The following is a 24,174-nucleotide window of genomic DNA, read 5'->3' as shown; positions in this document are numbered from 1 at the left end:
ATGAAAGTGCATATCCAAAATTGCAAGAAAGTACTCCTCGCCGGAGTGTTCCTGGCAATCGGTGTAGCGGCGTGGGGGCAGAGCGAAGCCCCTGCCAAGTTCGCATCGAACTGTTGCGATGTGGCCGTAATGTACAGTGCGATGCACAGTCCATCCACGGTAGGTGGCGATTTTTGGTCGCAGGGAGGAAGTGTCCAGATTCACGGAAAGTTCTGGAAAGGGCTGGGGGAAGTTGCCGATGTCACGGTCGAGCACAATCGAGACATTCAGAAGTCCGGCGTCGGCCTTGACTTAGTTACTGTTACTTTCGGTCCGAGGTATACCTGGGCGTTGTCGAGGAGGCGCTTCTCTATTTTCGGGCAATCGCTGCTTGGTGAGGCGCGTGGTATGAACAGCGCCTTTCCTCTTCAGGGCGACAATATCACTTCCGACGCGAATGGGCTCGCGCTGCAGATCGGTGGCGGCGTGAACGTAGAAGTGAGCCGACGCTTTGCGTTGAGGACTGTTGATGCGGCATGGCTGCATACCCAGTTGCCGAACTCGTTCAGCGGCCATCAAAACAGCCTGAAAGTTGCCTCTGGTCTGGTCGTGCACTTTTAGATCTTGTGAGCCGCGATCTCGCTGTTTAGGCTTCTCGGACTATACTCTGCGGTGGCAGATATGTGATCTGGCTTCAGTTCTTGTCAGACCAAAGGGGATTCGATCATGCCGGTGATCCAGCTGGAACCGGCCTTGGTTGAATACGTATTCTGCCGCCGAATTCCCCTTCCCATATCGTGCGGAAGACACGGATGGAGCAGCTTACTCAGCCTACATTGCGATGAAGCACTCCCGAAATGCAGCTATTTTGCTACCGAGGGTGCTGCCAGCAGCCACTTGATCCTCTACAACGCTGCTAACAAACTTTTGCTTACTATATCTGCTGAAGGGTAGTTGTACCGGTCAGCACGATACACTGCTCTTGTAGCGAGGTTTCGTTCTGGTCGGCGCTATTGTCGGAATTCCTGTGTTTTGAAGGAGTAGAGGTAAATGCACTTTTTCGGGCGGCGGATGCGTTATGCCCTGCAAACTATAACTTTGTTTCCAATCCTGGCATTTGCTCCTGCTTTGTCTGCTGTGGTGGTGCGTGGAACGGTGACCGATCCGGTCGGAGCTGCCGTCAGCGGGGCTCAGGTGGCTCTCATTCAAAACGGTAAGGTCGTTTCCGCTGCTCCCAGCAAATTCGATGGGTCTTATCAAATCACGACGTCTTCCAGTGGGCATTTCTTCCTGATCGCCTCGGGCAAATCATTTCGCCAGCTTCGGATTCCGGAGTTCTATGCAAATGTCTATGACAACGTAGAGCAGAACCTCATTCTTTCTCCGGAATGGGTCCGCCAGCAGGTTGTTGTCACGCCAAGTGGAACTCCATTGCCTCAGGCACAGACAGCCTCCTCAGTCTCTGTGATCTCCTCTCTCGATTTTCAGAATGCTCCAGACCTGATCGGTCAATTGCGTCTGACTCCCGGAATCGTTGTTGCTCAACAGGGACAATATGGAGCGCTGGCCTCCCTCTTCATTCGCGGCGGAAGCTCCGATTCAAATAAGGTTACCTACGATGGCGTTCCTGGAGAGGATTTAGGCGGACGTTTCGATTTTGGCGATGTTGCCTCTTCCGGCTTGGAGCAGGGCGAGATTTTGCGCGGTCCGAATTCTGCTCTGTATGGTTCCGATGCTGCCGCAGGTGTGGTGGCTTTATCGACACCGCGCGGGACTACAAACTTTCCTTCGCTTCTATATTCAGGCGATGGGGGGCGATTCACCAGTTATCGTAATGACGCAGGATTAGCTGGACTATGGGGAAAGTTTGATTACTATGCCGGGTTTTCGCGTTTCGACACGAACAATAATTTGCCTGGCAATAAATACCATGTTGCGACTACCATCGGGAACCTGGGCTGGCACCTTTCTTCAAAAACCAGTCTTCGCGGTACAGCACGGAATTCGGTTTCCGCTAGCGGAGTGCCCGGGGCATACGAGTTCTATGGCATAAGTGACGACCGCAAGCAGGCGGATCAGGATACGTATGTTGGAGCGACAATCGAAAATCAGACGAGTGATGCCTGGCATAACCTGGTCCGTTATGGATTAGCGAGGAAGCGCGAGCAATCGCAGCAGTGGTATCCGGCAGGTTTTCCCATCATTACAACGGTCTTTGGCTTTACTTCAACCAACTACTATGGCCATCCAATAGCAATTCGTGGTGCGAATGGTTATTCAGTCAAAGGTCCAGCGGTATTGAATTATGGGACAGGCGTCTATCCAAATCGTCTGGATCTGGTGTCGAATCGCGATCAGCTCTTCTTCCAAAGTGATTACAAAATTACTCCGCATCTGACTGTTCTGGCAGCCTTCCGGTATGAGAATGAACGTGCTGCGGAGCGGGAAGCCGCATACTCTCTCAACTACCAGCTGGAGCGTACAAATTACGACTACACGCTGCAACTTGCCGGCGATATTAAGGGACGGTTCTTTTATAGTTTGGGCGGTGGTATCCAGAAGAATCAGCTGTTCGGGACGGAGGGGACACCTCGCATCGGATTGACCTATTACGTGATGAAGCCAGCTGCCGGAGTCTTTCATGGAACGAAGTTGAATTTCAACTTTTCGAAAGGCTTAAAAGAGCCGACGCTGACTGAACAAATCGGTTCGTTGCACGATTTCTTATCTCAGCACTCCGGTCAGCAAGCAATTCAACAATATGGTATATCTCCGCTACAGGCCCCAACGGCTCGCAGTTACGACGGTGGTATAGAGCAGAGTTTGTTTAGCGAACGAGTCGTGCTTCGTCTGACGTATTTTCATAATGAGTTTGGGCGGCAGATAGAAAATGTTGGCTACTCGATTGTGCCCAAGCTCTTACCGAATCTCTCCATTGCGCAACAATCCGCGCTGGTAAATCTGCTGAAGGACAGTGGAGCGTTTTCGCTGGCGCTGAATTCTATGGATTTTGAGGCGCAAGGGATGGAGTCGGAAGTTCAGTATGGAATAGGGAAGCACATCTTCTTCCGCGGCGGATATACGTATCTCGATGCGGTCGTGCAGCATTCTTTTTCGAGCAATGCGCTGAGCCCTGTTTATAACACCGGCTTGTCAACGGGAGTCGCTCCTTCTTTCTCTAACATTCCCATTGGTAGTGCCGGTCCATTGAAGGGAGCAAGGCCTTTCCGCCGTCCACCGCATACCGGCTTCTTTGCCGCTACGTATTCGGGTGACAGATTGGCCGCATCGTTTACGAGTGCCTTCGTCAGCAGAAGCGACGATTCGACCTTTTTGGGGTATTCGGATATCGAGCAGGGAAATTCACTTCTTCTTCCCAACCGTAATCTCAATCATGGATATGCATCTCTCGGATTAGGTGGAAGTTACCAATTACGACCTTGGCTCGGGTGGTATGTGCAGATGGACAATTTACTGAACAACCAGCATATGGGGCCGATTGGGTATCCGACTCTGCCATTTCAAGTTCGTTCCGGGATCAGGATGGCTCTCGGAAGAAGGGTGCGGTAGGAACGGTACAAAAAATTAGCGGGTTGATTCAGATCTTCAAAGGAAAGCTGAACCAACCCGCAAGAGTACTTTCTCCCAAAGTCTAGAACGTTTTGCGCGGGAAGATCTCGCGAATAACGTTGTAGAGAGCATCTGCTGCCAGATTGAAACCTATCGTACGACCCAGTACTTCATCTCTAGTCAAACGATCAACGCCGAATTGTGGATAGATGAACTGCTGCCCGATGTAGGCTGCTCCCACCGTTCCGCCGATTAGCGGCACATTCAGGAAGTTCTTTCCGTTGTCACGCTGTGCGACTACTACTCCTGCCAGAGCATGACCAAGTCGAGCACCCAATCCATGGCCGGATCCCAGCGGAATATACCGTGGATCCATACGAAGCGGTGCGGCTAGGAGGAAGTTCGAAAGGAAGAGTTGTGTTTCCGACTCTGAGACTCCAGCTAATAGACGACGGCTATGATAGCGGGTATCTTCTTCCATATTGTCACGCCAGGCTTTAACTCTGCGCCCATACTCTTTGAGCTGATTATCGTATTGCTCTCGCTGCGCTTCGGTTTGAATGTTGGGCATTGCAGGTTCTTCGGGTTGATCGTCGACGTTAGGAATTCCTGCCATCAACGCACCTTGAGCGAGGTTGCGCATGCCATAGGTTGAGCGTGCCCAGTAGACCAGCTTTGCTTGAGCCGAAAGAGGGTAGTAGGCATCTTCTACAGAGGGACCCTGCCGCAGTCCGCTGAGGATTTCTCCTTTAATCATGCTACGGACTAACTCACGGCTTACATTTGTAACTGCATCACCTGCTAAAGAATAAGCAATGTACTTGCCTACGAACTTTCCTGTGTCCAACTGCGGAACATCGAACTGGTCGGAGTAGACCATTCTGCCTAACAGAGCGGCTCCCACCGTACCACCAATCTTTGAAAAGTTGGGTTGCAGCAATCCATTATTTCCGCGAGTGATGACAACGGAAGCTGCTGCATGACCGATGCGGCTGCCAAGGCTGGCGTGCAGATCGGCAGGGACGTAACGGGGATTCTCCCGTAAAGCGACTGGAAGCAGAAAGTTCGATAGGAAGGCCCTGGTCTCGGCTGTTGCCAGTCCGGCTGCTGCGCGGCGGCCACGGTAGCGGAGCTCCACCTCACTGGAACGACGCCATGTGTCCATGGCATTACCGTATTTGTCCATTGCTGCCTCGTAAGCAGGCCCTTCACCATCGGCGGGCGGCTGCTTGGGCGCACTTGGCAGATTGGGGATTCCGGCGATCATTCCGGTTTCAATAAAGTTGCGAGCGGAAAAGGTGCTCCCAAGATAGTAGGTCAGCTTCGATCCAAAGCTTATTCCCGATGCGTGTGGGGGCAGCTCTTTAACTGACGATGACTTTTTCTGCGCAAGAGCCTCTGCGCTGGAGGGAATCGCTGCGGTGGGAATTGCCCGCATAATGCTGTGCTCGTCTCCGGCGAGATGATCGGTTTGTGCCAACAAGGCAGATGGAAGACATATCGCTGCAAGGCAGAAGGAAAGCGTCGCTTTGCGCATGAGGGAATCCTTTATACGAATCGCTGATTCAGTTGTTGAACGGGGTTCTGCTCTAGAAGGTAATCGGCAGGAGGTCGAACTTCAATCGAGTTTTCTGTTTCGGGTAGGCGGGAGTTTCTGTTTGGGATTTCTAATGTTTGAAGATCAAAACAGGAAGAAATGGCGCTCAACTATTCAAAAGAAAACCCCACACGAGTTTGAATCGTGTGGGGTTCGCAGTCTTTAGCTAGAAGTTAGCTAGCTAAGTACTTCTTAGTACATGCCTTCCATGCCGCCGTGGCCGGGAGCAGGAGCTGCTTGCTTGGGCTCCGGAATTTCGGAGACCATGGCTTCGGTGGTCAGCATTAAGCCAGCGATCGAAGCTGCATTCTGCAGTGCGGTGCGGGTAACCTTGGTCGGGTCGATGACACCGGCCTTGACCAGATCCTCGAAGTCGCCCTTTCCGGCGTTGTAGCCGTAGTGGGAATCCTTGCTGTCCAGGATCTTGCCGACAACAACTGCACCCTCTTCGCCGGCATTGGCGACGATCTGGCGCAGAGGCTCTTCGATGGCGCGACGAACGATGGTGGCACCGATCTTCTCGTCACCTTCGAGAGTCTTCAGAAGGTCATCGACAGCCTTGGTGGAGCGGACCAGAGCCACACCGCCACCGGGGACGATTCCTTCCTCGACGGCTGCACGGGTTGCGTGCATAGCGTCTTCGACGCGAGCCTTCTTCTCCTTCATTTCCGTCTCGGTAGCTGCACCGACCTTGATGACGGCTACGCCGCCAACCAGCTTGGCAAGGCGCTCTTGCAGCTTCTCGCGATCGTAATCGGAGGTGGTCTTCTCGATCTGATTGCGGATTTCCTTCACGCGGCCTTCGATGTCGGCAACCTTACCGCTGCCGTCAACGATGGTGGTGTTGTCCTTGTCGATGGTGACGTGCTTGGCGCGGCCGAGATCCTCGAGCTTGACGTTCTCAAGCTTGATTCCGAGATCTTCGGTGATTGCCTTGCCACCGGTCAGGATGGCGATGTCGCCCAGCATTGCCTTGCGGCGATCGCCGAAGCCAGGAGCCTTAACGGCAGCGACGTTCAGGGTTCCACGCAGCTTGTTGACGACCAGGGTGGCGAGTGCTTCGCCTTCGATGTCCTCAGCGATGATCATGAGGGGCTTGCCTTGACGGGCAACCTGCTCGAGCAGCGGGAGCAGATCCTTCATCGAGCTGATCTTCTTCTCGTAGATCAGGATGTAGGGATCTTCCAAGGAAGCTTCCATGCGGTCCGGATCGGTGACGAAGTAGGGGCTCAGGTAGCCGCGGTCGAACTGCATTCCGTCCACTGTTTCCAGGTAGGTCTGCATGGTCTTCGACTCTTCGATGGTGATGACGCCATCCTTGCCAACCTTCTGCATCGCCTCGGCGATGATCTCACCGATTTCGGAGTCACCGTTGGCGGAGATGGTGCCGACCTGGGCGATCATGTCGCCGGAAACCGGCTTGGAGAGTGCACCGAGTGCGCCGGTCTTCTCCAGAACGCCTTCCTTGTTACGCTTTCCGATAACAGCCTCGACAGCCTTATCGATACCGCGCTTCAGGGCCATCGGATTTGCACCGGCGGCAACGGTCTTTACACCCTCGCGATAGATTGCCTGGGCCAGAACGGTTGCGGTGGTGGTTCCGTCACCGGCAACGTCAGAGGTCTTGGAAGCGACTTCGCGGACCATCTGTGCGCCCATGTTCTCAAGGGAATCCTTGAGCTCGATCTCCTTCGCGACAGTGACACCGTCCTTGGTGATTGTCGGGGAGCCGAACTTCTTCTCAATAACAACGTTGCGGCCCTTAGGACCGAGCGTAACCTTTACAGCATCTGCCAGCGTGTTTACGCCGCGCAGAATTGCCTGACGGGAATCCTCTCCGTGCAGAATCTGCTTTGCCATAACTTTAACTTCTCCTCAGTATTCGCCGCGGTCATGTCTTGATGACCCGCCGGCTCTCTCAAATTTCTTGTTGGCGCGCGACTGAGCGCAAAGTTACTTGGTCTTTAGAATTCCGAGGACTTCTTCCTCACGCATGATGAGGAATTCCTCGCCGTCGATCTTGATTTCGGTTCCGGCATACTTGCCGAAGAGAATGCGGTCTCCAGCTTTGACGTCGAGAGGGAATACCTTCCCTTCGTCATTGGACTTGCCTTTGCCGACAGCGATAACTTCGCCTTCCTGCGGCTTCTCTTTAGCTGTGTCCGGAATGATGATTCCGCCACGCACGGTCTCCGCTTCCTCAACACGGCGAACGAGGATGCGATCATGGAGCGGCGTGAAGCTGGTCGCTACAGATGCGGTTGCAGTTGCCATTTCGCTACTTCTCCTTCGGGGCGGGGGACTATCCCGCCGGGTATGAAACTTGATTTCCAATTTTGGAGGTTGCCATACTCGGCTCGTGCTGCTTTAGCACTCTCACCTTCCAGTTGCTAACAGTAAGCAAGGAGCCCTGTGCATGTCAAGGGGGTACTACGAATTATCTTAGCGTGTTGCACTCATATATTGCAGCATTGTGAATGTCAAGAGAGGTGAAAGAGGGGCTTCCAGGTGAGATTTGGCTAAGAAATCAGTGTTTTCACGCTGTGACGGTGAAAGTGGTGCGGTGGGATTCGCACCGGATCTTTTGTGAAATTTTAGGAATAGAAATTGTGGATACGATTCTCTGTCTCCGGAGCTTCCGCAGAACAATGCCTATCAGTACAATGCTGGCATGTGGACCAAGCAGTTTTACCGTCGCTCGATGGCGGTAGCGTTAATGGGATTTTTTGCTCTGGGAACCCTGGCCTATGCGGGGCAGAGTGAAGATAAGCAGCAGGAGAATCGGCCTCGTCGTGGGCGGAAGTATGTTCCTCCCAAACCTACCAGTCATGTGGAGATAACAGTACTGCGGGATTCGAGCGGGAAACCGATTCCTAACGCCGGAGTCGTTTTTCATCTTGAAGGCGACAAGGGCAACATGGAGTTGAAGAGCGATCAGGAGGGCAAGGCTGTTATTGATGTATTGCCAACCGGCAGTACAATCCTTCTCCAGGTGATTGCTAAGGGCTTCCAAACCTACGGTGAGAGCTTCAAGCTGGATACCGCGCAGAAAAATATCGAAGTGCGTATGAAACGGCCTCAGGAGCAATACTCCATCTACAAGAAGCACGACGAGAGTGCCACCAACAATCAGCCTGGGACCGCAAATTCTCAAGCTGAGGGCGGCCAAGAAAAGAAAGTTCCCGATAGTCCTCAACCGCAGCAGTAGTGATTTCCCGCGGACCATTAGCCAAAAGATAAGGGTGTGTCATGTGACACACCCTTTCTTCTTGCTTCAATGTTGTTTCGATCTGCCTGCTTTCGGACGGAGCTCGTCAAAAGCCGATGTCACCGTTACGATTTATCCATTAGCCGGAACAGCTTTGATTGCGGTGATCTCCACCCGCCCCTGGCACGGTGAGACAGGGCGATTGAGGCTAAAGGACTGAGTCGTTCCTGGAGCAGTAACCAGAAGCTTGGAAATCATGGGGCAACTGTCGCCTGTTGTCCATCGCAAGGAGAAAAAGGCAGCACCTTTGGGTGGTAACAGGACGGAAGCTTCTTCCGGATTATCATTCTGGTCGTGAAGAACAGTCAGCGATTTAAGCGAGGGTTGCTCTTCTGCCGGGAAGGACACAAAAGGATATCCGCTCAGTTTGCAGGCACTGTCGCCCTTGTTGGTGAAGGCGATTGAGACGGTCCGTTCGGTGGCATTGCCATTTGCCGCGATCTCGGAGACAGCCAGATTGGCAGAGGAGCAGAAAGGCGCCTCGCTGGGAGTAGCTGTCGCATTCGTTGCTGTTAATTCCGGAGCTGTCCTGTGTTTGAGAACTGCGTAAGGCGCATTTGGATCGACCGGAGCCTTTCGGGAGCGGGGCATCTCTCTCGTTAACGCTGGAGCTGCCAGAGCTTTGTTGCTGGAGTGAGCCTTTCCTGAGCACCCTGCGACCAGTAGCAGAGAGACGGAAAATGCAGAAATAGCAGCAATTTGGGAGGGACGCATAATTGGCCTACCTATCTAATGATAGTGGATGGCCGCTTTGGCGGAATGGTTTCTCCCCTCCTGCTCTGCTTTTATTTTGCTGCGGAATAGGTAAGATCGACTGGTATGTCTCTATTGGAGATCATCTCGCAGACGCGCCCGCTAAGGGGCAAGACTGCACTCGTAACCGGTGCTGCAAGACGGATCGGTCGTTCCGTTGCCCTTGCCCTGGCAAAGGCTGGTGCCGATGTTGCCATTACATATCGAACCTCTTCCGAAGATGCTGCAAAAACTGTTCGCGAACTTGAACAGCTTGGCGTTCGGGCAAATGCACTAGTCTGCGATATTCGCGTGGAACAGAGTGTCCAAGATGCCGTAAGCCAGACGGTCTCCCGTTATGGAAGGCTGGATGTGCTGGTTAACAATGCCGGTCGCTTTGAGAGCAGGTCCCTGGAGTCAATTACGACGCCGGAATGGGATGCCATGTTTGAGACAAATACGCGTGGTCCCTTCCTTGTAACCCGTGCTGCGTATCCAGCTCTGAAGGCGGCGCAGGGACGAATCATCAACATCGGGTCCTTGGGTGGACTGCATCCCTGGGCTACGCACGCCCATTACTGTACCTCCAAAGCAGGCCTTCACATGTTGACGCAAACTATGGCGAAAGCTTTTGCGCCTGAGGTGAGCGTGAATTGTGTAGCTCCTGGAATGATTGAAATGGGTGAGGTCCCCGAAGCCTATGAGCATTTCGCTGCAAAGACTCCGATGCTTCGCAATGGGGCTCCCGGAGAAATCGCCGAAGCGGTATTGTTCTTCGCGCTCGGTCCTCACTTTATTACCGGACAGATTCTTGCAGTGGACGGCGGACTAGGTTTGTAGTCCGTCTATCGAGAGAAGAAGCGACTAAAGAACCCCTTCTTGGGAAGTGTCATTGGAATCCCAAAGTCGAGGTTTTCGTCCCAGAGTCCTTCCGGTTGGGGTTGTTCCGGCAGGGGAGCGCCTTCGAAGACAGCGCGCGGGTTTTCGACGCAGAGTCTCCTCGCAGTCCGTTCGCCTACCTTTTGAGCCACATAGTCATAGGCTGGCTTGAGGTACGGCGGGCGCGAGGTTAGGTTGTGCGCATCTGTTGCCAGGAATTGAATCCAGTTTCGATAAAGCAACTCATTTGAAAAGACCTCAGCAGCCTTTCCGAACCGGCCATAGAGAGAGGCTGCGGTTACCTGGACAAGGCACCCCATTTGCACCCATTCCGCCATCATCTTCGGATGGCGAACGATGATGGGGTTCCGTTCGGGATGAGTGAGAATGATGGCCAACCCGCACTGTTGGAGATCTTTGAAGACTTCATTGATCGTTGGCGGAATATTCGTGTCAGCGAATTCCACCAGGAGGTACCCTTTGCCGTTGATGGAGTACTTGGTAGGGTTCTGCTTCGCGTCCTGAATGTTGTCGAACGAGAGATGAAAATCGCAACCCAGCCCTAGGTTGATCGGCAGTTCCAACTCGCCTTGCAACTCTGCAAGACGAGCGCGGTTAACCTCCGGCTGGAATTTGTGGTGCGAATTTGCATGGGGCGTGCAGACGATGTGCGTGATCCCATCCTCGGCAGCGGCGCGTGCCATTGCCACCGAGGTTTTGATGTCGGGAGAACCATCATCGAGCCCAAAAAGGAGGTGATGGTGAATGTCAATCATCTGCTGCCTCTATAGCGACCTGCAGGTTGAGGTATTTCTTTAAGAACTAGGCTGAAGCAAAGGATGCGATCATGCTTGCGAAGATGTGGTAGCCATCAGAGGTGCCCAACAGATCTTCGCTAGAGCGATCCGGGTGAGGCATCATCCCAAGGACATTACGACCTTCATTCAGAATTCCGGCGATGTTCGAGAGTGAGCCGTTTGGATTGGCCTCTTTGGTGATCTCTCCTGAGGTAGTTGCATAACGGAAAGCGATGCGGTCTTCCGATTCCAGCTTTTGCAGCGTCTCCTGATCGCAGAAGTAATTGCCTTCCATGTGTCCGATAGGGATCTGCAAGACTTGCCCATTTTTCAGGTTTTGAGTGAAGGGCGAATTGGAAGTCTCAGTCCGCAAGTGGACTTGGCGGCAAATGTACTTCAGTCCGGCATTCCGCATAAGGGCACCGGGCAGCAGGCCCGATTCGCAAAGGATCTGAAAACCATTACAGATCCCTAGAACCAGTCCGCCATCTGCGGCAAATTTCTTGACGGATTGCATTACCGGCGAAAAGCGTGCGATAGCGCCAGTACGTAGGTAGTCTCCATAGGCAAAGCCGCCTGGAACCAGAATGGCATCGCAATTTTCCAGGCTGGACGAATCATGCCAGAGGTAGGTGACCGGCTGATGAGCTATTTCAGCCAGCACGTTGTAGGTATCTTGATCACAATTAGAGCCTGGAAAAACGAGGACGCCGAATTTCATGTCTATAGATTAGCAGGGGTTGCGAAGCCTTGTGATGGTTTCTCGCTTCGCGGGAATGTGTTCCTTCTGCAACAGATATCCATCTTCCGTTGATTCAATCGAATCCAACCAAGTATGACGATGGATTTGGAATCCCGCTCGGGTCCGGCACCAATCCGGAGAGGTGTCGGGTATCAGAGCAGCTTGAAAACCGCCGGTACAGCTCTGGCAAACTGGTGGCGCGCCGTTACCATAGAGGGTCTGTGTGTAGCAGTACTCTGGTTGATAGGCCTTCTCCTCCTCCATGTGCCCTTTGCCCCGGTGTGGGCGTTAATTGCTGGACTAATGACGCTTGTGCCAAATTTCGGCGGAGTGATTGCGCTTCTAGGGCCGGTTTTCTGCATTCTTGTCACCGGTAAGGATATGTATAGGCTGGGCTTTGTGCTTGGTCTGTATGCTCTGATCGTTGTTATTGATCAATTACTGTTACAGCCCCTGCTGATGAAGAAGGTGACGAGGGTACCGATTTGGGCTTCGATTCTGGTGCCGATCGTGCTCGGAATCGTTATTCCTTTCTGGGGCGTTTTAATTGCGCCACCTCTCCTTGCTGTTGTCTACGCATTTCGAAAGCCGAAATCCGTGTAAGGAGAGTATTTTGCGGGCGAATTCCTTTCCTTTTTATCTTTGCAACAAGCTCTGCCGGGGAGTCGCGCAGCAGTGGTATATTGATATGGTTGGCCGCGTGCCGTAAATCCCTGGTGCCATCAGTAGGGCCCGGTTTGCACGGCAGGTGCGGTGAGCGATTTAGACGCTTCTGAGGTTCTCATGTCCGGCCACTCAAAATGGGCGACAATTAAGCATAAAAAGGGCGCTCTTGACGCCAAGCGCGGCAAGGCTTTTACCCGCCTAATTAAGGAAATCACTATCGCAGCCCGTGCAGGCGGCGACCCAGACGGCAATCCGCGGTTGCGTTCGGCTGTTGCAGCAGCTAAAGCCGAAAACATGCCCCAAGACAATATCAAACGCGCTATTCAGCGCGGTACGGGCGAGCTTCCTGGTGCGATTTACGAGGAAATCACTTTCGAGGGCTACGGCCCTGGTGGTGTCGCTCTGATGGTGGAAGTCACCACCGATAACCGCAATCGCACTGTAAGTGAGATTCGTCATGCCTTCGCAAAACATGGTGGAAACCTGGGCGAGTCTAACTCTGTCCGCTTTATGTTTTCGAAGAAGGGCATCATCGCAGTTCCGAAGACAGCGGCCGATGAAGATACTCTGACGGGTATTGTTCTGGAGCACGGCGGCGAGGATCTGAACGACGAAGGCGATACGTGGGAAATCATCACTGATCCGGCTTCTTTTGAAGCTGTGTCTGAGGCTGTAAAGGCCGCTGGCATCGAGACAGTGATGAGCGAGATCACGATGATTGCTTCGACCTACACTAAGCTCGAAGGTTCTGCTGCGACACAGATGATTCGTCTTCTCGAGACGATTGAAGATCACGACGATGTTCAAAATGTCTATTCGAACTTCGATATGGATGCCAAGCAACTGGAAGAGGTAGCTGGCTAAGCGGCGGGAAGTTGAGATAAAGAAGAAGGCCGCCTGGATTGGCGGCCTTCTTTCTGGGTGGACAAATCGAGCAGATTCTTCGTTTTTCTGATGCGGATAATCTCTCCGGTTCATCAAGTAGGTAAACAATTCCGGCAAAACCGGGTCTGGATAGAACAAGAACGATGAAAATCGCGCATTTGGGAGTGTGGCTGGTTTTGGCAGGAGCCCTGTCGGGTATTTCCTCGGCATACGCACAAAACAGTAAGCAGACGACGGCAAAGTCCAACGATTATGTAGGACAGGTTCGCGCAAGCAGGCCCTGGGAGATCGGGCCCTTCGCCCAAGGTGGTATTGGCGATGGAGACCGGTCGAGCTTCAGCTTTTTCGCTCTGGGTGTTCGCGGCGGTAAGGTGCTCACCGAGCCGATGGGGCCTGGACTGTTACGCGGACAGTTTGAATACGCTGGAGAGATTTTGCCATTTTGGCAGTCTTATACTCCCGCAGCTCACATTGAAACCTCGACTCGTACCGTGGGTGGACAGACAATCACAACGAAAACTCCGGTCGGCGGAGGAACTTTTACCGGCGTAAGTATTACTCCGATCATTTTGCGTTGGAACTTTCATGGAACTAAGCGAATCCAGCCTTGGTTTCAAGGAGCCGGTGGCGTGATTTGGACGAACCATAAATATCCGCCCGATTACATGGTGGCTAAAGGGCATCCCGGCGGTACGAGTGTCTTTAACTTCACTCCTCAGTTTGGCATGGGAGCACATTATTTTGTGTCTCCGAAGAGATCCTGGGACTTCGGGGTGAATGCTGTTCATATCTCCAGCGCAAGTTTGGGAGACAAGAACCCGGGAGTAAATGCCAGCATACAGTTTCAGATGGGATATACGTGGTGGAAATGAATGCGAATGGTCCCTTGATTGAGTGTGTTCCGAACTTTTCAGAGGGCCGCAATGCGGCAAAAGTGGAGGCGATTGTTGCTTCCATGTGTGTGGAAGGCGTTCGGCTGTTGGATTGGTCCATGGACACCGATCACAACCGATCGGTAGTGACCGTCGTCGGTCCACAGTCTGCGGTTATTGAGGCGGCCGTGCGTGCCGCAGGTAAAGCTGCGGAATTGATTGATCTCACGGTACAAAAAGGGGAGCATCCACGAATCGGAGCGGCGGATGTGATTCCTTTTGTGCCTGTGCAGAACTGTTCTCTTGAGCAGTGCGCGATTGCCGCACGGCAGGCAGGGATCGAGATTTGGAAGCGTTATGCCATCCCGGTCTACTTCTATGAAGCGGCAGCTGCACGTCCGGATCGGGCTCTTTTAGAGGATGTTCGTCGCGGACAGTTTGAAGGACTGCAGGAAGCGGTAAAGAAAGAGCCTGCCCGCCGGCCGGATGTTGGCGGTCCGGATCTGCATCTTACCGCAGGGGCTTCGGCCGTGGGGGCAAGACGGTTTCTTGTTGCCTACAATATCTACTTGAAAACAAACGATGTGGGTGTCGCTCGGGCAGTTGCGCGGGAAATTCGTGCTTCCGGCGGAGGCTTGAAGGGCGTCAAAGCAATAGGTGTTTTGGCCCATGGCCAGGCTCAGATCTCGATGAATATCACCAACTTCCAGGAAACCCCGATCTCCAGTGTCTTTGCGACGGTGAAGCATTTGGCTCAGCGCCACAAGGTGGAAATGGCTCATGGGGAACTGATTGGGCTGATTCCTGAAGCTGCCTATGAGCGGGATAGCGAGTGGGCGCGTCTATTAGTTGACTTCGATCCGGGAAAAAAGATTCTGGAGAGCAGATTACAATCACCGCTGCCTTGGCCGGTAGCGGCGCTAAGATAAAGTAGCGCCTTGTCTGGGCGAAACTCTGGAAAAGCTGGAGTCGTCGCTGTAGCTATTGAGCAGACAAGGTCGTCTGAAGGAGAGCAACAAGAGTGAAGACAGGGAAGAAAGTTTGGCTGGGCCTGCTGGGTATGGCCTGTCTAGTGGCCGGTTTACCAGCATTTGGCGCTCAACTAGGCGGCGATGCCCGGTCGGCAATTCCAAGAGATGTACAGCAATTGGTCGTTATCGATTACCGCGCTATGCAGAACTCTTCTGCAGCTATGCAGTTGCGTTCGCGGATCATGCCTCCTGAGCTGAAGCAGCTTGAGTCGGCGCTAAAGTCATCCGGCTTGAATGAAACGAGAGATGTCGATCAGTTAGCCTTTGCCTCTTTCCGCATCAATGCAGAGGCTACCAGGACACTGGGAATCGCCCAGGGACAATTTTCTCTTCAAGACATTCTGGCGAACTTCCGTAAACAGAAGCTGAAGCCGACATCGATTCGGAATAACCGAATTTATCCTATGGGAACCAGCGGTCTGCTCGTGACCTTCTTGAATCCGACAACCATGGTTTTTGGTTCTTCCGAGGCGCTCAAGCTATCTCTTAATGCCCGCGATGGTATCTCCCAGAGCCTGCTCAATAACCAGCCTATGTTGGCAATGATGCAGTCGGTGGATCAAGAACCTCTGTGGAGTGTGCTGGATCAGAAGGGAACTCAGGTCATGATGCACTCCGTACTCGGGGATGCGGCACAGCTGGCCGATTATGAGACGGTAAAAAAACGGCTTTTGAACTCCGCCTACACCATGAATTTCCAAAATGGCGTGAAGTTCAATCTATCTGTTTCTACTCCCGATACGTTTACTGCGGCAACCATGTCTTCGCTCCTGAATGCCGCAATGCTCTATAAGAAGATGAGTGGCTCAAACTCGGAAAAACAGGCAATTAGCGAAACCAGCGTGGACTCCGATTCCGGAAAGCTGCTGGTAAAGTTTGCTGCAAGTGAAAGCCAGTTTGCCAGCTTGCTACAATCCCCACTATTCCAAACGGTAGTTCAGTAATTCTGTTACTTCTTAGAACAAAAGCTCATGCGGCTTGATCGGCGCATGAGCTTTTCTTTTTCCAATCCAATATTGGTGAAGTGCCTCCTACTCTGGCGGAAAACAGCGTAAGCTTTCGTGGGTTCCAGGAAACAGTGAATCTTTTTCAGTTTGCTTGTGCAGAAGAAAGCTGCATCCAACGAGCATGAAAGGTTCATCTGTATTGCGGGAAATGCTCTAGAGCATTTTTCGAATTAGTGTAGACTGAGCATGGCGAAACTCAGCGACAAGCAAAGCAATGGCGAAAGCCTACGAAGATGATCTGCGACGTAAGTTCCTAGCAGCCTATGATGATGGGAATGGGACGCTGGAGGAATTGGCAGAGCTATTTGGAGTAAGTGTAGGTTGGGCGAAGAAGGTTTCCAGCCAGCGGAAGCATAGTGGTCAAGCCGAGCGAGTTGTTCATCGTCCCGGGAGAAAACCACACGTCGGAGCCAGAGAGCAAAAGCAGGTAATAGCGTGGGTGGAAGCGGAGCCGGATTTAACGTTGGCTGAAGTGCAAGCAAAGTTGCACAATGAAGCAAGCGTGGAACTGAGCTTGGGGCGGATTTGGTTTCTACTTCGGAAACTGGGTTTACGGCTGAAAAAAAGTCGCTCTATGCCAGTGAACGCGATACCGAAGCGAACCGCCAGCGACGCCAAGAATTTGTCGCCAAGATCCAGGCGACAAGTCTGGAACGGCTGATCTTCCTTGACGAGAGTGGTGTGACAACTTCGATGACGAGGCGTTATGCCCGTTGCCTCGGAGGCACTCGTATACACGAATCTACTCCTGGAGGACAATGGAAAATCATGACCATCCTGGGAGCAATGAGTTTTCGTGGCATGGTAGCAACGATGACCATCGAAGCCGCTACCGATGCGGAGATATTCCTAGCCTATGTCGAACACATACTCTGTCCGGCACTGACAGCTGGCGATGTGGTGGTAATGGACAACTTGAGTTCCCATAAGGTCAACGGCGTACGGAGGCTGATCGAGGCCGCTGGAGCAGAATTGCTATACCTGCCGCCTTACTCGCCCGATCTGAATCCGATCGAAAAGGCTTGGGCTAAGCTCAAACAACTGCTTCGGGCTGCCAAAGCTAGAACCAGAGAATCCCTTGAGCAAGCTATAGCCGACGCTCTCAAGCTTATTTCCCCTGATAATGCTCAGGCTTGGTTCCGTCTCTGTATAAATGGTCTACACTAATTCGAAAAATGCTCTAAGCTGCCGTCTCTCAACCTCGCACAGAGGAACTACCTCCCAAAATCGAATACTCAGGAGTAAGCGGATGCACCAGACGGTCTTCCCCCACCTCTCTGGGCTTTCCAGTAAGAAGAGAAACCCCAATGTTGTTCCCATCTCTCTTCGTTCTTTCAACCTGATTCAAATCCAGCGAATTCATCTAGAGCTCACTGAACCTGTTGCTCTATTTCTGTGCCTGCTTTTTGTGTTTGTGGTTTCGGTTCCGCAACTGCAGGGACAAATGCCAGTGCAGCAATCAACTTCACCAATTGACTATTTAATCTTTGATCCCTGGTCCTGGAGTATTTGGGGCGGGAATGGATTGAATACCCATAACTCTTCCTTCGAACACACTATCAATCCTCAAAATGTATCGAAACTAACTCCTAAATGGGTTTTCACCACCGCAGGAGAGGTTTCGGCAACACCTACGGTGAGAGGCGATTCCGCTTATTTTGCCGATAAGAGCGGCTATATCTATCGCGTTACCAGGGATTCAGGCAAAGCAGAGTGGATTCATAAGATCTCGGAGTACACCGGAATCGCGACTTCTTACTCACGTAATTCCCCCGTACTTACTCGCTACTACACGATTGTTGGTGACCAAGCCAGCGCCTATGTGGTTGCCTTTAACCGGGCGTCAGGACAATTGGTGTGGAAAAACAACCTATATGGAGCCGAAGGTGCAATTATTACTTCATCTCCAGTGGTATATGGTGACCGGGTCTTTGTTGGCATATCTTCGCGCCAGGAGGCCCTTGCAGCGTCGCAGCCGGGATTCAAGCTTACTTTTCGTGGCAGTATCGTGTGTTTGGATCTAGAGACTGGGAAGGTGATATGGCGGACCTATATGGTTCCCCCTGGATATACGGGCGGAGCGGTGTGGGAATCGGGCTTTCCTCTTGACGATAAAAACGGTTCACTATTTTTCTCGACAGGAAATAACTATTCAGTTCCTGCGGATGTTGCAAATTGCATTAAGAACGCAAGCGATGCAACGCAACAACTGGCTTGTTTGGATCCTCACGACTATATCGATGCCATTGGAGCTCTTGATCCCAATGATGGACATATCAAATGGGTACGACGTCTGGCCGGGGCTGATACCTGGACTGTCTCTTGCATCGTAAATCCCACCAAAGGGATTCCTTGTCCTGATCCCGCAGGTGGCGATTACGATTTTGGCTCGGGCCCAAATCTCTTCACGATTCCGACGAAAGATGGTGGGACTCGCGAGCTTGTCGGTGCGGGACAAAAAAGCGGGGTCTATTGGGCTCTCGATGCTCTAACGGGAGAAGTCGTTTGGGCGACACAAGTTGGTCCCGGCGATCACTCAGGCGGAATCATGTTTGGCTCAGCCATTGATGCTACACGTGCTTACGTACCAATTAATAATGCTTCTCATACGTCCTATACCTTAGGTCCAGATCATAAGAAAACATGGAATGCAGGCTCCTGGGCGGCTCTAGACCTCTCTACAGGGAAGATCATCTGGCAGATACCTGCTACCGGACAGAATCCTTTAAATTCAAAGTATCCAGCAGGGGCAGAAGGGCAACTTAGCGAAGCTAATGGAGTAGTCTACGCAGGCTCACTTTCTGGAGATATGGTTGCTATCGATGCTGCTTCTGGAAATATCTTGTGGAAGTTTGCGAGTGGTGGATCCGTTGTTAGTGGACCTTCAATTCTGGATGGAGTTGTGTATTGGGGATCTGGTTATGGACAGAGTGGGGTTACAAACAATAAGGTCTACGCTTTCGGTCTTCCGCAGTGAGTTAGACAGACGAGGAGCCGCTTCATAGAAGTGTGTCCGCTGGAAGAATCTCGGTGCGGCTTTCAATTGTTCAGATAAACCAAGCTCGAATTGCTTTAGTTCGTCGTGAGCCTAGATTCGGAAATATCGGCTACATTGGTTTCTGCTGTGACGACGCAGTTCCGGCCTTTGTGCTTAGCGTTATAGAGAGCCTGATCTGCGATTTCAATCAGCCGGAGAGAATTCATGCCACGCTGGGGCACCATCGTGGCACAACCAATGCTTACGGTTACGACTCCATAGGGGTTTCCGATATGGGCAAGGGCTCGATGTTCCACCATAGCTCGTACCTGTTCGGCTACTTCAGCGGCACCGGCGCTCGGTGTATTCGGGAGCACAATGGCGAACTCTTCGCCGCCAAATCGTGCAACAAGATCGGCTGGACGGGAGACTACGTCCAGAGCTGCTTCAGCGATTTGCTTTAGACAGCTATCTCCACGGACATGACCATAGTGGTCGTTATAACGCTTGAAGAAATCGACATCCAGAAGTAGCAGAGAGAGCGGCTTTGCTTCGCGAATTCCGCGCCGCCACTCCTGGGCCAGAACTTCGTCGAAGCGACGACGGTTTGCAATTGCAGTTAGCGCATCGACAACAGCAAGGGCCTCAACGGCGCGGTAAGCGCGCTTGAGTTCTTCTTCGTCTTTCTTTCTTCGCGAGATGTCGCGAACGACATTCAGAAAACCAATGGGTTGTTCGGTCTCTTCATCGCGATAGATCCGTATATTTGCTTCTACCCAAAGATAACTTCCAGACTTCTTCCGATCCCGATAAATGAAGGATTGTCCATCCTGGCCATTGCGCAGGTTTGAGAGGACCTTTAGGTATTCGGCTTGATCATCGGGGTGGGCCAGACTGTTAAGGGGCTCATGCATCAATTCGCAGGGCTGATATCCGAGCACGTCTTTGATTGCCGGCGAGATATAGGTCCGATTTCCAGCCAGGTCTGCCAGGATAATGATGTCGCGGGAGTATTCGGTAACCAGACGATACAGGACTGCGTTTTTGCGCATCGCCGTGGCGATCCGGTCGCGTTGCGCGAGAATCATCGCTCCGATGTAGTTCGTGAACATCGCTGTAGCGAGGAAGAATTGCAGGAACAGAATGCGTCCGTTTACCGACTGCTGGTGCATCAGAACTAGCGGTCCGTGATCGTGTGCTGTAAGTGTTCCTCCGATCACGGCAACGAGAAAGACACCGATTGTCGCAGTTCCCAGCCCTAGTCGAACGCAGATGATCTGCAGAAAAGGATAAATAACAAAGAGGAGAGGAGCTGTGTTTTGCAGGAATACGCTGAGGGTGACGGCGATGAGCAGTACGAACAGTACTGTAAATTCTTTTTTGCGAGTCCATACAGTAGGGGGATTTTCGTATACAGACAGCGCCATAGGTAAAACAATCGCCATTCCCAGGGCATTCGAGGGAAACCACTGATACAGAGTCGATGCTAGCGTCTGATCGAAGAGGATTTTAAAAATCAGGCCTGCTGTTAAGGCTGAAGCAAGCGGCGCCAACACTACTGCTCCCCCTAGAAAGCGAGCAAAACACCCCGGATTCGTAAGGTCGACCTTGCCTGGACCCGAAGGCTTAATGAGCCAGGCCGCCAGCCATGCTTCGCCGACATCGGCAGCTGCCAAGGACAAAGTTGAAAAAAACGGGTATCGGCAGATGAGGCTTGCAATTACGAGTGCTACGTATCCAGTTAGCAGATACGGTATCCATCGCTTACGTCGCGAGCAGACTAGAAAAGCTGTTAGCAGTGCGTCGCAGGGCCAGATCGAAGCAATGTTGCTTCTGGCCGAAGATGTGAGTGATAAGACGACGGATATCCCAACCGACAGAAACACGACTATCATCCACCCGCCGAGCGGTAGCCGACGGGCGAACCCGCTAAGTCGGTTTTGTGATGCCATGTTCTCCTCGTCTTACAGTTTCTATCGACAGGAGAGAGCCGAAAGGTAAAGAAAATTTCCTGGTGGCTCTAAAAGGTCAATAGATTGTTTCTCTGTATTTTCCCAATGCGGAACCTTACAGAGAGGGCCTCTATCACCTTCGATCTTTGGCAATCCTTACTCGACCAATACCGCGTTACTATGTCTGATCGGAATCTGGCTGAGAGCCACTTCCTTTAGTGGAAAGCAGCCCCTCGTTCTTTCCGATTCCTGGATACAGTCACGCTGAATTGCTCTAGCGCTTTTCAGAGAGAGTGGGTTGCCACTGAATAGAATCAGCCGGATTGATCGTGATCACCAGTTTGCCCTCTTGGCCTTCCTTGAGTTCGGGACCTGTAAAATGATGCAGCTTTCCTGCGGGATCTGCATAGCTTAGTTTTAGATTTCCTGAACCCTGGATCTTGAATCGATACTGAAAGGTGGCATTGGGAGCTAGGGCGGCCGCTCCAAAGCTGGCGCTGGGATAATCCACCTCCAGGAGCTGTAAGGGGATACCGCTACGGTTTTGGATATTGGTTTCTACAAAAGCGGAGTGACATCCTCCCAAGGTCAGGCTTATCAGAACACCTGAGGAGAGCTGGCTGAGGATTCCTTTCGTCAGCCAGGATTTCGAACGGTTCATAGCAAAGTTTTGCGTTCCAGAATGCGTGCCGTCAAGACCACGCCCGTCGAATTATTGTGCAGCCTCAGTGGGAAGGCAATGACATTCCAAACCCATTGATCGCCCTTGCGTGGAAGGTTGAGTAAGCCTCGATAGGTGCGATCGATATAGGTCTCACGTGTCGTGGCAACTGTTTCCAGAATGTCGCGCCAGTCAGGTTCGATCTCCGGCACTTCCATAAACATGTTGCGTCCAGGGAACCATTCCCTGGGATGTCCTAGTAGCTGTGCACAGGTTTCATTCACGTATTGCCAGTTTCCGTCCTTATCCAGGACCTCCACCACCACATCGCCACCCATTGCCATGTTGATACGTGAATAGAAGAAATCCCGGGCATCTACAACGACAGGCTTTCCACGGCGTTTTGCTTCAAAGCTACGCAAGGCGGTAACCAAGTCGTCTATAGAGCTGTAGCCCTTTAGCAGATGCATGTCTTCTACTCCGCCAAAGCGTCGTTCCAGAGTGGCGGAAAGAATGATGATGGGAACTTCAGGGTGCCTGAGACGAAGCTTTGCGGCCACTTCCGTTCCGAACTTTCCTGCACCCAGATGATAGTCAAGTACTGCAATATCAATCTGATCCAGCAGGTTTTCTGCTTCTTCGATTGTCTCTGCAGTCTCGGTCAGGTAGCCATATTTGCGCAGAATCGTAGAGCGGAGCAGCAGATTCTCCGGATGATCATCGAGCAGCAGAACGCGGATAGGCTTCTGCGCAGTGGCACTGCCTTGGACCGTCGAAATGGAATCGTCTGTGGACATGGTTAAGGCAATAAGATGCGCTTCAGGTGTATTTTGCTGCCGTCTAAAGCTATTCCGTTTCAGTTCGTCGAATACGTTCCAATTTCTTCAGGATTTCCGGAAGGCGATGGAACAATGCCGAGGAGCGAAGCCATTGACGATTTTCTATAGCGGGATATCCGCTGACTATTTTCCCCGGTGCCACGTCGTTGGGAATTCCCGATTGCGCCGTGGCGATTGCTCCGTCTCCAATCGTGCAGTGACCAGCTACTCCTACCTGACCCGCAAGAATGACATTTTTGCCTATAACGGTAGAACCGGCAAGTCCCACCTGCGAGCAGAGTAAGGTATTTTCTCCGACGGAAGAGCCATGACCGATCTCAACGAGATTGTCTATCTTTACTCCCCGGGCAATATGGGTTTCTCCGATGCTGGAACGGTCTACGCAGGCATTCGCCTGAACTTCTACGTGATCCTCCATCCGAACCGGGCCGGACTGAACGATCTTATGCCAAGTTCCCTTATCGGTTTTGGCAAAGCCAAAGCCGTCCGCGCCGATGATTACTCCATTTTGGAGAATGACGTGATCTCCGAGAATGCAATGTTCTCGGACAACGGCGTGAGAATGAGCGAAAAAGTGGTGTCCAATTTTTGCTCCCTGATAGATCACGACGTGCGGAAGAATGGTGGCGTGATCGCCGAGTACCACTCCTGGGCCGATGACCGCATAAGCTCCAATGTGAGAGTGAGCCCCTACTACCGCCGACGGATCGATCACGGCTGTCGGATGTATGCCTGGTTTGTAAACCGGTGGCTTATAGAAAAGCTCAATCGTCTTGGCGAAAGCCAGATACGGATTTGGCAGTCGTAGCGTGGCCGTGGAGACTTCTGGAAAATCGGGCGCTACCAGGATAGCCGCAGCCTTCGTTACTCGAGCCAAGTGGGCATATTTCGGATTAGAGACAAAAGTGACATGGGTCGGACCTGCTTCCTGTATGCCGGCGACTCCTGAAATCTCCAGGGACCCGTCACCGCGAAGCTCCGCCCCCAAATGCTCGGCAAGGGAGGCCAATTTCATGGACCTCATTGTAAGCGATGCAAAGAGAAGATGTTGTGAGACTGTAATGAGATGAAAATCCCGCTGGTCTAGTTTTCAGATAGAGTCTCTTCCCGGAAAAGATCTGCCTGTGCTTCCGGAACGGACTTTTTCCGCGCCGAGACCCCAATGACGGCAACTACTTCAAAGGAGCTAAGGATGCTGTGAGGAAGGAAAATCCGTTGCGTATTGGATCGTGTATCCGGAGGCGTGATCAGAAGACCGTAGGGATCAAGAAGGGAACGATTGTTAGGGGCCATCCCTTCCAGTGAGAACTCGTCATCAAGGAGTTGCATCCGCAGCCAAAGGCCTTCTCCTCTAGGTCTTGAGGTGAAGGTCCTACGGATAAGCCTTTCAGGATCAGCGCTTTCCCCGGACTGGAAGTCTCGAACAAAGCAGATCCATTTCACATCGTCAAGGTTCAGAGTGGTCACCTTCCCGGAGGGGTCCAGGAGGGAGACTTTTCCTGCCTCGACAAACTGGCTGGGAGGGAGATAACCCGCGAGCCAGTCACGATTTCGCTTGCGAACAATTACCTTTTTATGGCCGAGGGACATGTTTCCAAGGGATTGTCGCATCGAGGTACCAGGAAAGCTACAGAAATAGTGCATGAGCCGGTGGCAAAGGTGGTCATGGTATGATACCTTGTTTCTTTGTTCTCAATGGCTTACCGTCTTTAAACTGAAG

At 52.2% G+C, this 24,174-nt stretch carries 21 protein-coding genes and 1 pseudogene; 11 read left to right on the top strand and 11 right to left on the bottom strand.

Going from position 1 to position 24,174, the window contains the following annotated elements:
- Positions 1-6: 6 nt before the first annotated feature.
- Both AC6I7T_RS06100 and AC6I7T_RS06095 read left to right on the top strand, forming a co-directional pair.
- Positions 7-600 carry a hypothetical protein gene (locus AC6I7T_RS06100; RefSeq protein WP_497792443.1) on the top strand — a complete coding sequence of 198 codons (594 nt, stop codon included), beginning with the start codon at positions 7-9 and terminating at the stop codon, positions 598-600.
- 429 nt (positions 601-1,029) lie between these two features.
- Positions 1,030-3,549, top strand: a complete 2,520-nt coding sequence (locus AC6I7T_RS06095) for a TonB-dependent receptor (RefSeq protein ID WP_497792442.1) — start codon at positions 1,030-1,032, stop codon at positions 3,547-3,549.
- Between the two features lie 82 nt (positions 3,550-3,631).
- Here AC6I7T_RS06095 and AC6I7T_RS06090 read toward each other — a convergent pair whose 3' ends face one another.
- The 3 genes from AC6I7T_RS06090 to groES form a co-directional block, all read right to left on the bottom strand.
- Entirely contained in the window at positions 3,632-5,086 is a 1,455-nt protein-coding gene (locus AC6I7T_RS06090; protein ID WP_497792441.1) for a hypothetical protein, read from the bottom strand.
- Positions 5,087-5,338: 252 nt separating this feature from the next.
- A complete protein-coding gene (gene groL / locus AC6I7T_RS06085; protein ID WP_497792440.1) occupies positions 5,339-7,006 on the bottom strand; it encodes a chaperonin GroEL in 1,668 nt (555 codons plus the stop codon).
- A gap of 93 nt (positions 7,007-7,099) precedes the next feature.
- A complete protein-coding gene (gene groES / locus AC6I7T_RS06080; protein WP_497792439.1) occupies positions 7,100-7,420 on the bottom strand; it encodes a co-chaperone GroES in 321 nt (106 codons plus the stop codon).
- Between the two features lie 397 nt (positions 7,421-7,817).
- On the opposite strand from groES, the gene AC6I7T_RS06075 reads away from it, so the two are divergent.
- Positions 7,818-8,354, top strand: a complete 537-nt coding sequence (locus tag AC6I7T_RS06075; protein ID WP_497792438.1) for a carboxypeptidase-like regulatory domain-containing protein — start codon at positions 7,818-7,820, stop codon at positions 8,352-8,354.
- 132 nt (positions 8,355-8,486) lie between these two features.
- Here AC6I7T_RS06075 and AC6I7T_RS06070 read toward each other — a convergent pair whose 3' ends face one another.
- The gene (locus AC6I7T_RS06070; RefSeq protein ID WP_497792437.1) at positions 8,487-9,128 is read right to left on the bottom strand and encodes a DUF4232 domain-containing protein; all 642 of its coding nucleotides are present in this window, start codon (positions 9,126-9,128) and stop codon (positions 8,487-8,489) included.
- Positions 9,129-9,233: 105 nt separating this feature from the next.
- Between AC6I7T_RS06070 and AC6I7T_RS06065 the strand changes: the two genes are divergently transcribed.
- On the top strand, positions 9,234-9,986 hold the full coding sequence (locus AC6I7T_RS06065; RefSeq protein ID WP_497792436.1) for an SDR family NAD(P)-dependent oxidoreductase: 753 nt from the start codon (positions 9,234-9,236) through the stop codon (positions 9,984-9,986).
- Positions 9,987-9,991: 5 nt separating this feature from the next.
- Here the strand turns inward: AC6I7T_RS06065 and AC6I7T_RS06060 are convergent, their stop codons facing one another.
- Both AC6I7T_RS06060 and purQ read right to left on the bottom strand, forming a co-directional pair.
- On the bottom strand, positions 9,992-10,801 hold the full coding sequence (locus AC6I7T_RS06060; RefSeq protein ID WP_497792435.1) for a tyrosine-protein phosphatase: 810 nt from the start codon (positions 10,799-10,801) through the stop codon (positions 9,992-9,994).
- Between the two features lie 46 nt (positions 10,802-10,847).
- Positions 10,848-11,543, bottom strand: coding sequence for a phosphoribosylformylglycinamidine synthase subunit PurQ (gene purQ, locus AC6I7T_RS06055; RefSeq protein WP_497792434.1), 696 nt, complete (start codon positions 11,541-11,543; stop codon positions 10,848-10,850).
- 114 nt (positions 11,544-11,657) lie between these two features.
- Between purQ and AC6I7T_RS06050 the strand changes: the two genes are divergently transcribed.
- The 7 genes and pseudogenes from AC6I7T_RS06050 (at position 11,658) to AC6I7T_RS06020 (ending at position 19,002) form a co-directional block, all read left to right on the top strand.
- Positions 11,658-12,167 (top strand): AI-2E family transporter, encoded by a 510-nt coding sequence (locus AC6I7T_RS06050; RefSeq protein WP_497792433.1) that lies wholly within the window; start codon positions 11,658-11,660, stop codon positions 12,165-12,167.
- A gap of 180 nt (positions 12,168-12,347) precedes the next feature.
- Positions 12,348-13,094 carry a YebC/PmpR family DNA-binding transcriptional regulator gene (locus AC6I7T_RS06045; protein ID WP_497792431.1) on the top strand — a complete coding sequence of 249 codons (747 nt, stop codon included), beginning with the start codon at positions 12,348-12,350 and terminating at the stop codon, positions 13,092-13,094.
- A gap of 164 nt (positions 13,095-13,258) precedes the next feature.
- Entirely contained in the window at positions 13,259-13,987 is a 729-nt protein-coding gene (locus AC6I7T_RS06040) for an acyloxyacyl hydrolase (RefSeq protein ID WP_497792430.1), read from the top strand.
- Positions 13,984-14,916, top strand: a complete 933-nt coding sequence (ftcD, locus tag AC6I7T_RS06035; RefSeq protein WP_497794559.1) for a glutamate formimidoyltransferase — start codon at positions 13,984-13,986, stop codon at positions 14,914-14,916. Before AC6I7T_RS06040 ends, ftcD begins: the two co-directional genes overlap by 4 nt.
- 92 nt (positions 14,917-15,008) lie before the next feature.
- A complete protein-coding gene (locus AC6I7T_RS06030; RefSeq protein WP_497792429.1) occupies positions 15,009-15,962 on the top strand; it encodes a hypothetical protein in 954 nt (317 codons plus the stop codon).
- 588 nt (positions 15,963-16,550) lie between these two features.
- Positions 16,551-17,076, top strand: a pseudogene (locus AC6I7T_RS06025) (IS630 family transposase); the annotation flags it as partial.
- Positions 17,077-17,274: 198 nt separating this feature from the next.
- Positions 17,275-19,002, top strand: coding sequence for an outer membrane protein assembly factor BamB family protein (locus AC6I7T_RS06020; protein ID WP_497792428.1), 1,728 nt, complete (start codon positions 17,275-17,277; stop codon positions 19,000-19,002).
- 95 nt (positions 19,003-19,097) lie between these two features.
- Here AC6I7T_RS06020 and AC6I7T_RS06015 read toward each other — a convergent pair whose 3' ends face one another.
- From AC6I7T_RS06015 to AC6I7T_RS05995, 5 genes are all read right to left on the bottom strand, one after another.
- A complete protein-coding gene (locus AC6I7T_RS06015) occupies positions 19,098-20,954 on the bottom strand; it encodes a sensor domain-containing diguanylate cyclase (RefSeq protein WP_497792427.1) in 1,857 nt (618 codons plus the stop codon).
- A 274-nt stretch (positions 20,955-21,228) separates the two neighbouring features.
- Positions 21,229-21,615 carry a hypothetical protein gene (locus AC6I7T_RS06010; protein ID WP_497792426.1) on the bottom strand — a complete coding sequence of 129 codons (387 nt, stop codon included), beginning with the start codon at positions 21,613-21,615 and terminating at the stop codon, positions 21,229-21,231.
- Positions 21,612-22,412, bottom strand: a complete 801-nt coding sequence (locus AC6I7T_RS06005) for a response regulator (protein WP_497792424.1) — start codon at positions 22,410-22,412, stop codon at positions 21,612-21,614. Before AC6I7T_RS06005 ends, AC6I7T_RS06010 begins: the two co-directional genes overlap by 4 nt.
- A gap of 49 nt (positions 22,413-22,461) precedes the next feature.
- Entirely contained in the window at positions 22,462-23,469 is a 1,008-nt protein-coding gene (lpxD, locus tag AC6I7T_RS06000; protein WP_497792423.1) for a UDP-3-O-(3-hydroxymyristoyl)glucosamine N-acyltransferase, read from the bottom strand.
- Between the two features lie 68 nt (positions 23,470-23,537).
- Positions 23,538-24,065 carry a DUF6982 domain-containing protein gene (locus AC6I7T_RS05995; RefSeq protein ID WP_497792422.1) on the bottom strand — a complete coding sequence of 176 codons (528 nt, stop codon included), beginning with the start codon at positions 24,063-24,065 and terminating at the stop codon, positions 23,538-23,540.
- Positions 24,066-24,174: the final 109 nt, after the last annotated feature.

It is taken from the genome of Humiphilus diazotrophicus (genome assembly GCF_059726315.1).
Note: the sequence above shows the minus strand (reverse complement) of the source record. Positions and strands in the feature narration are given on the sequence as shown.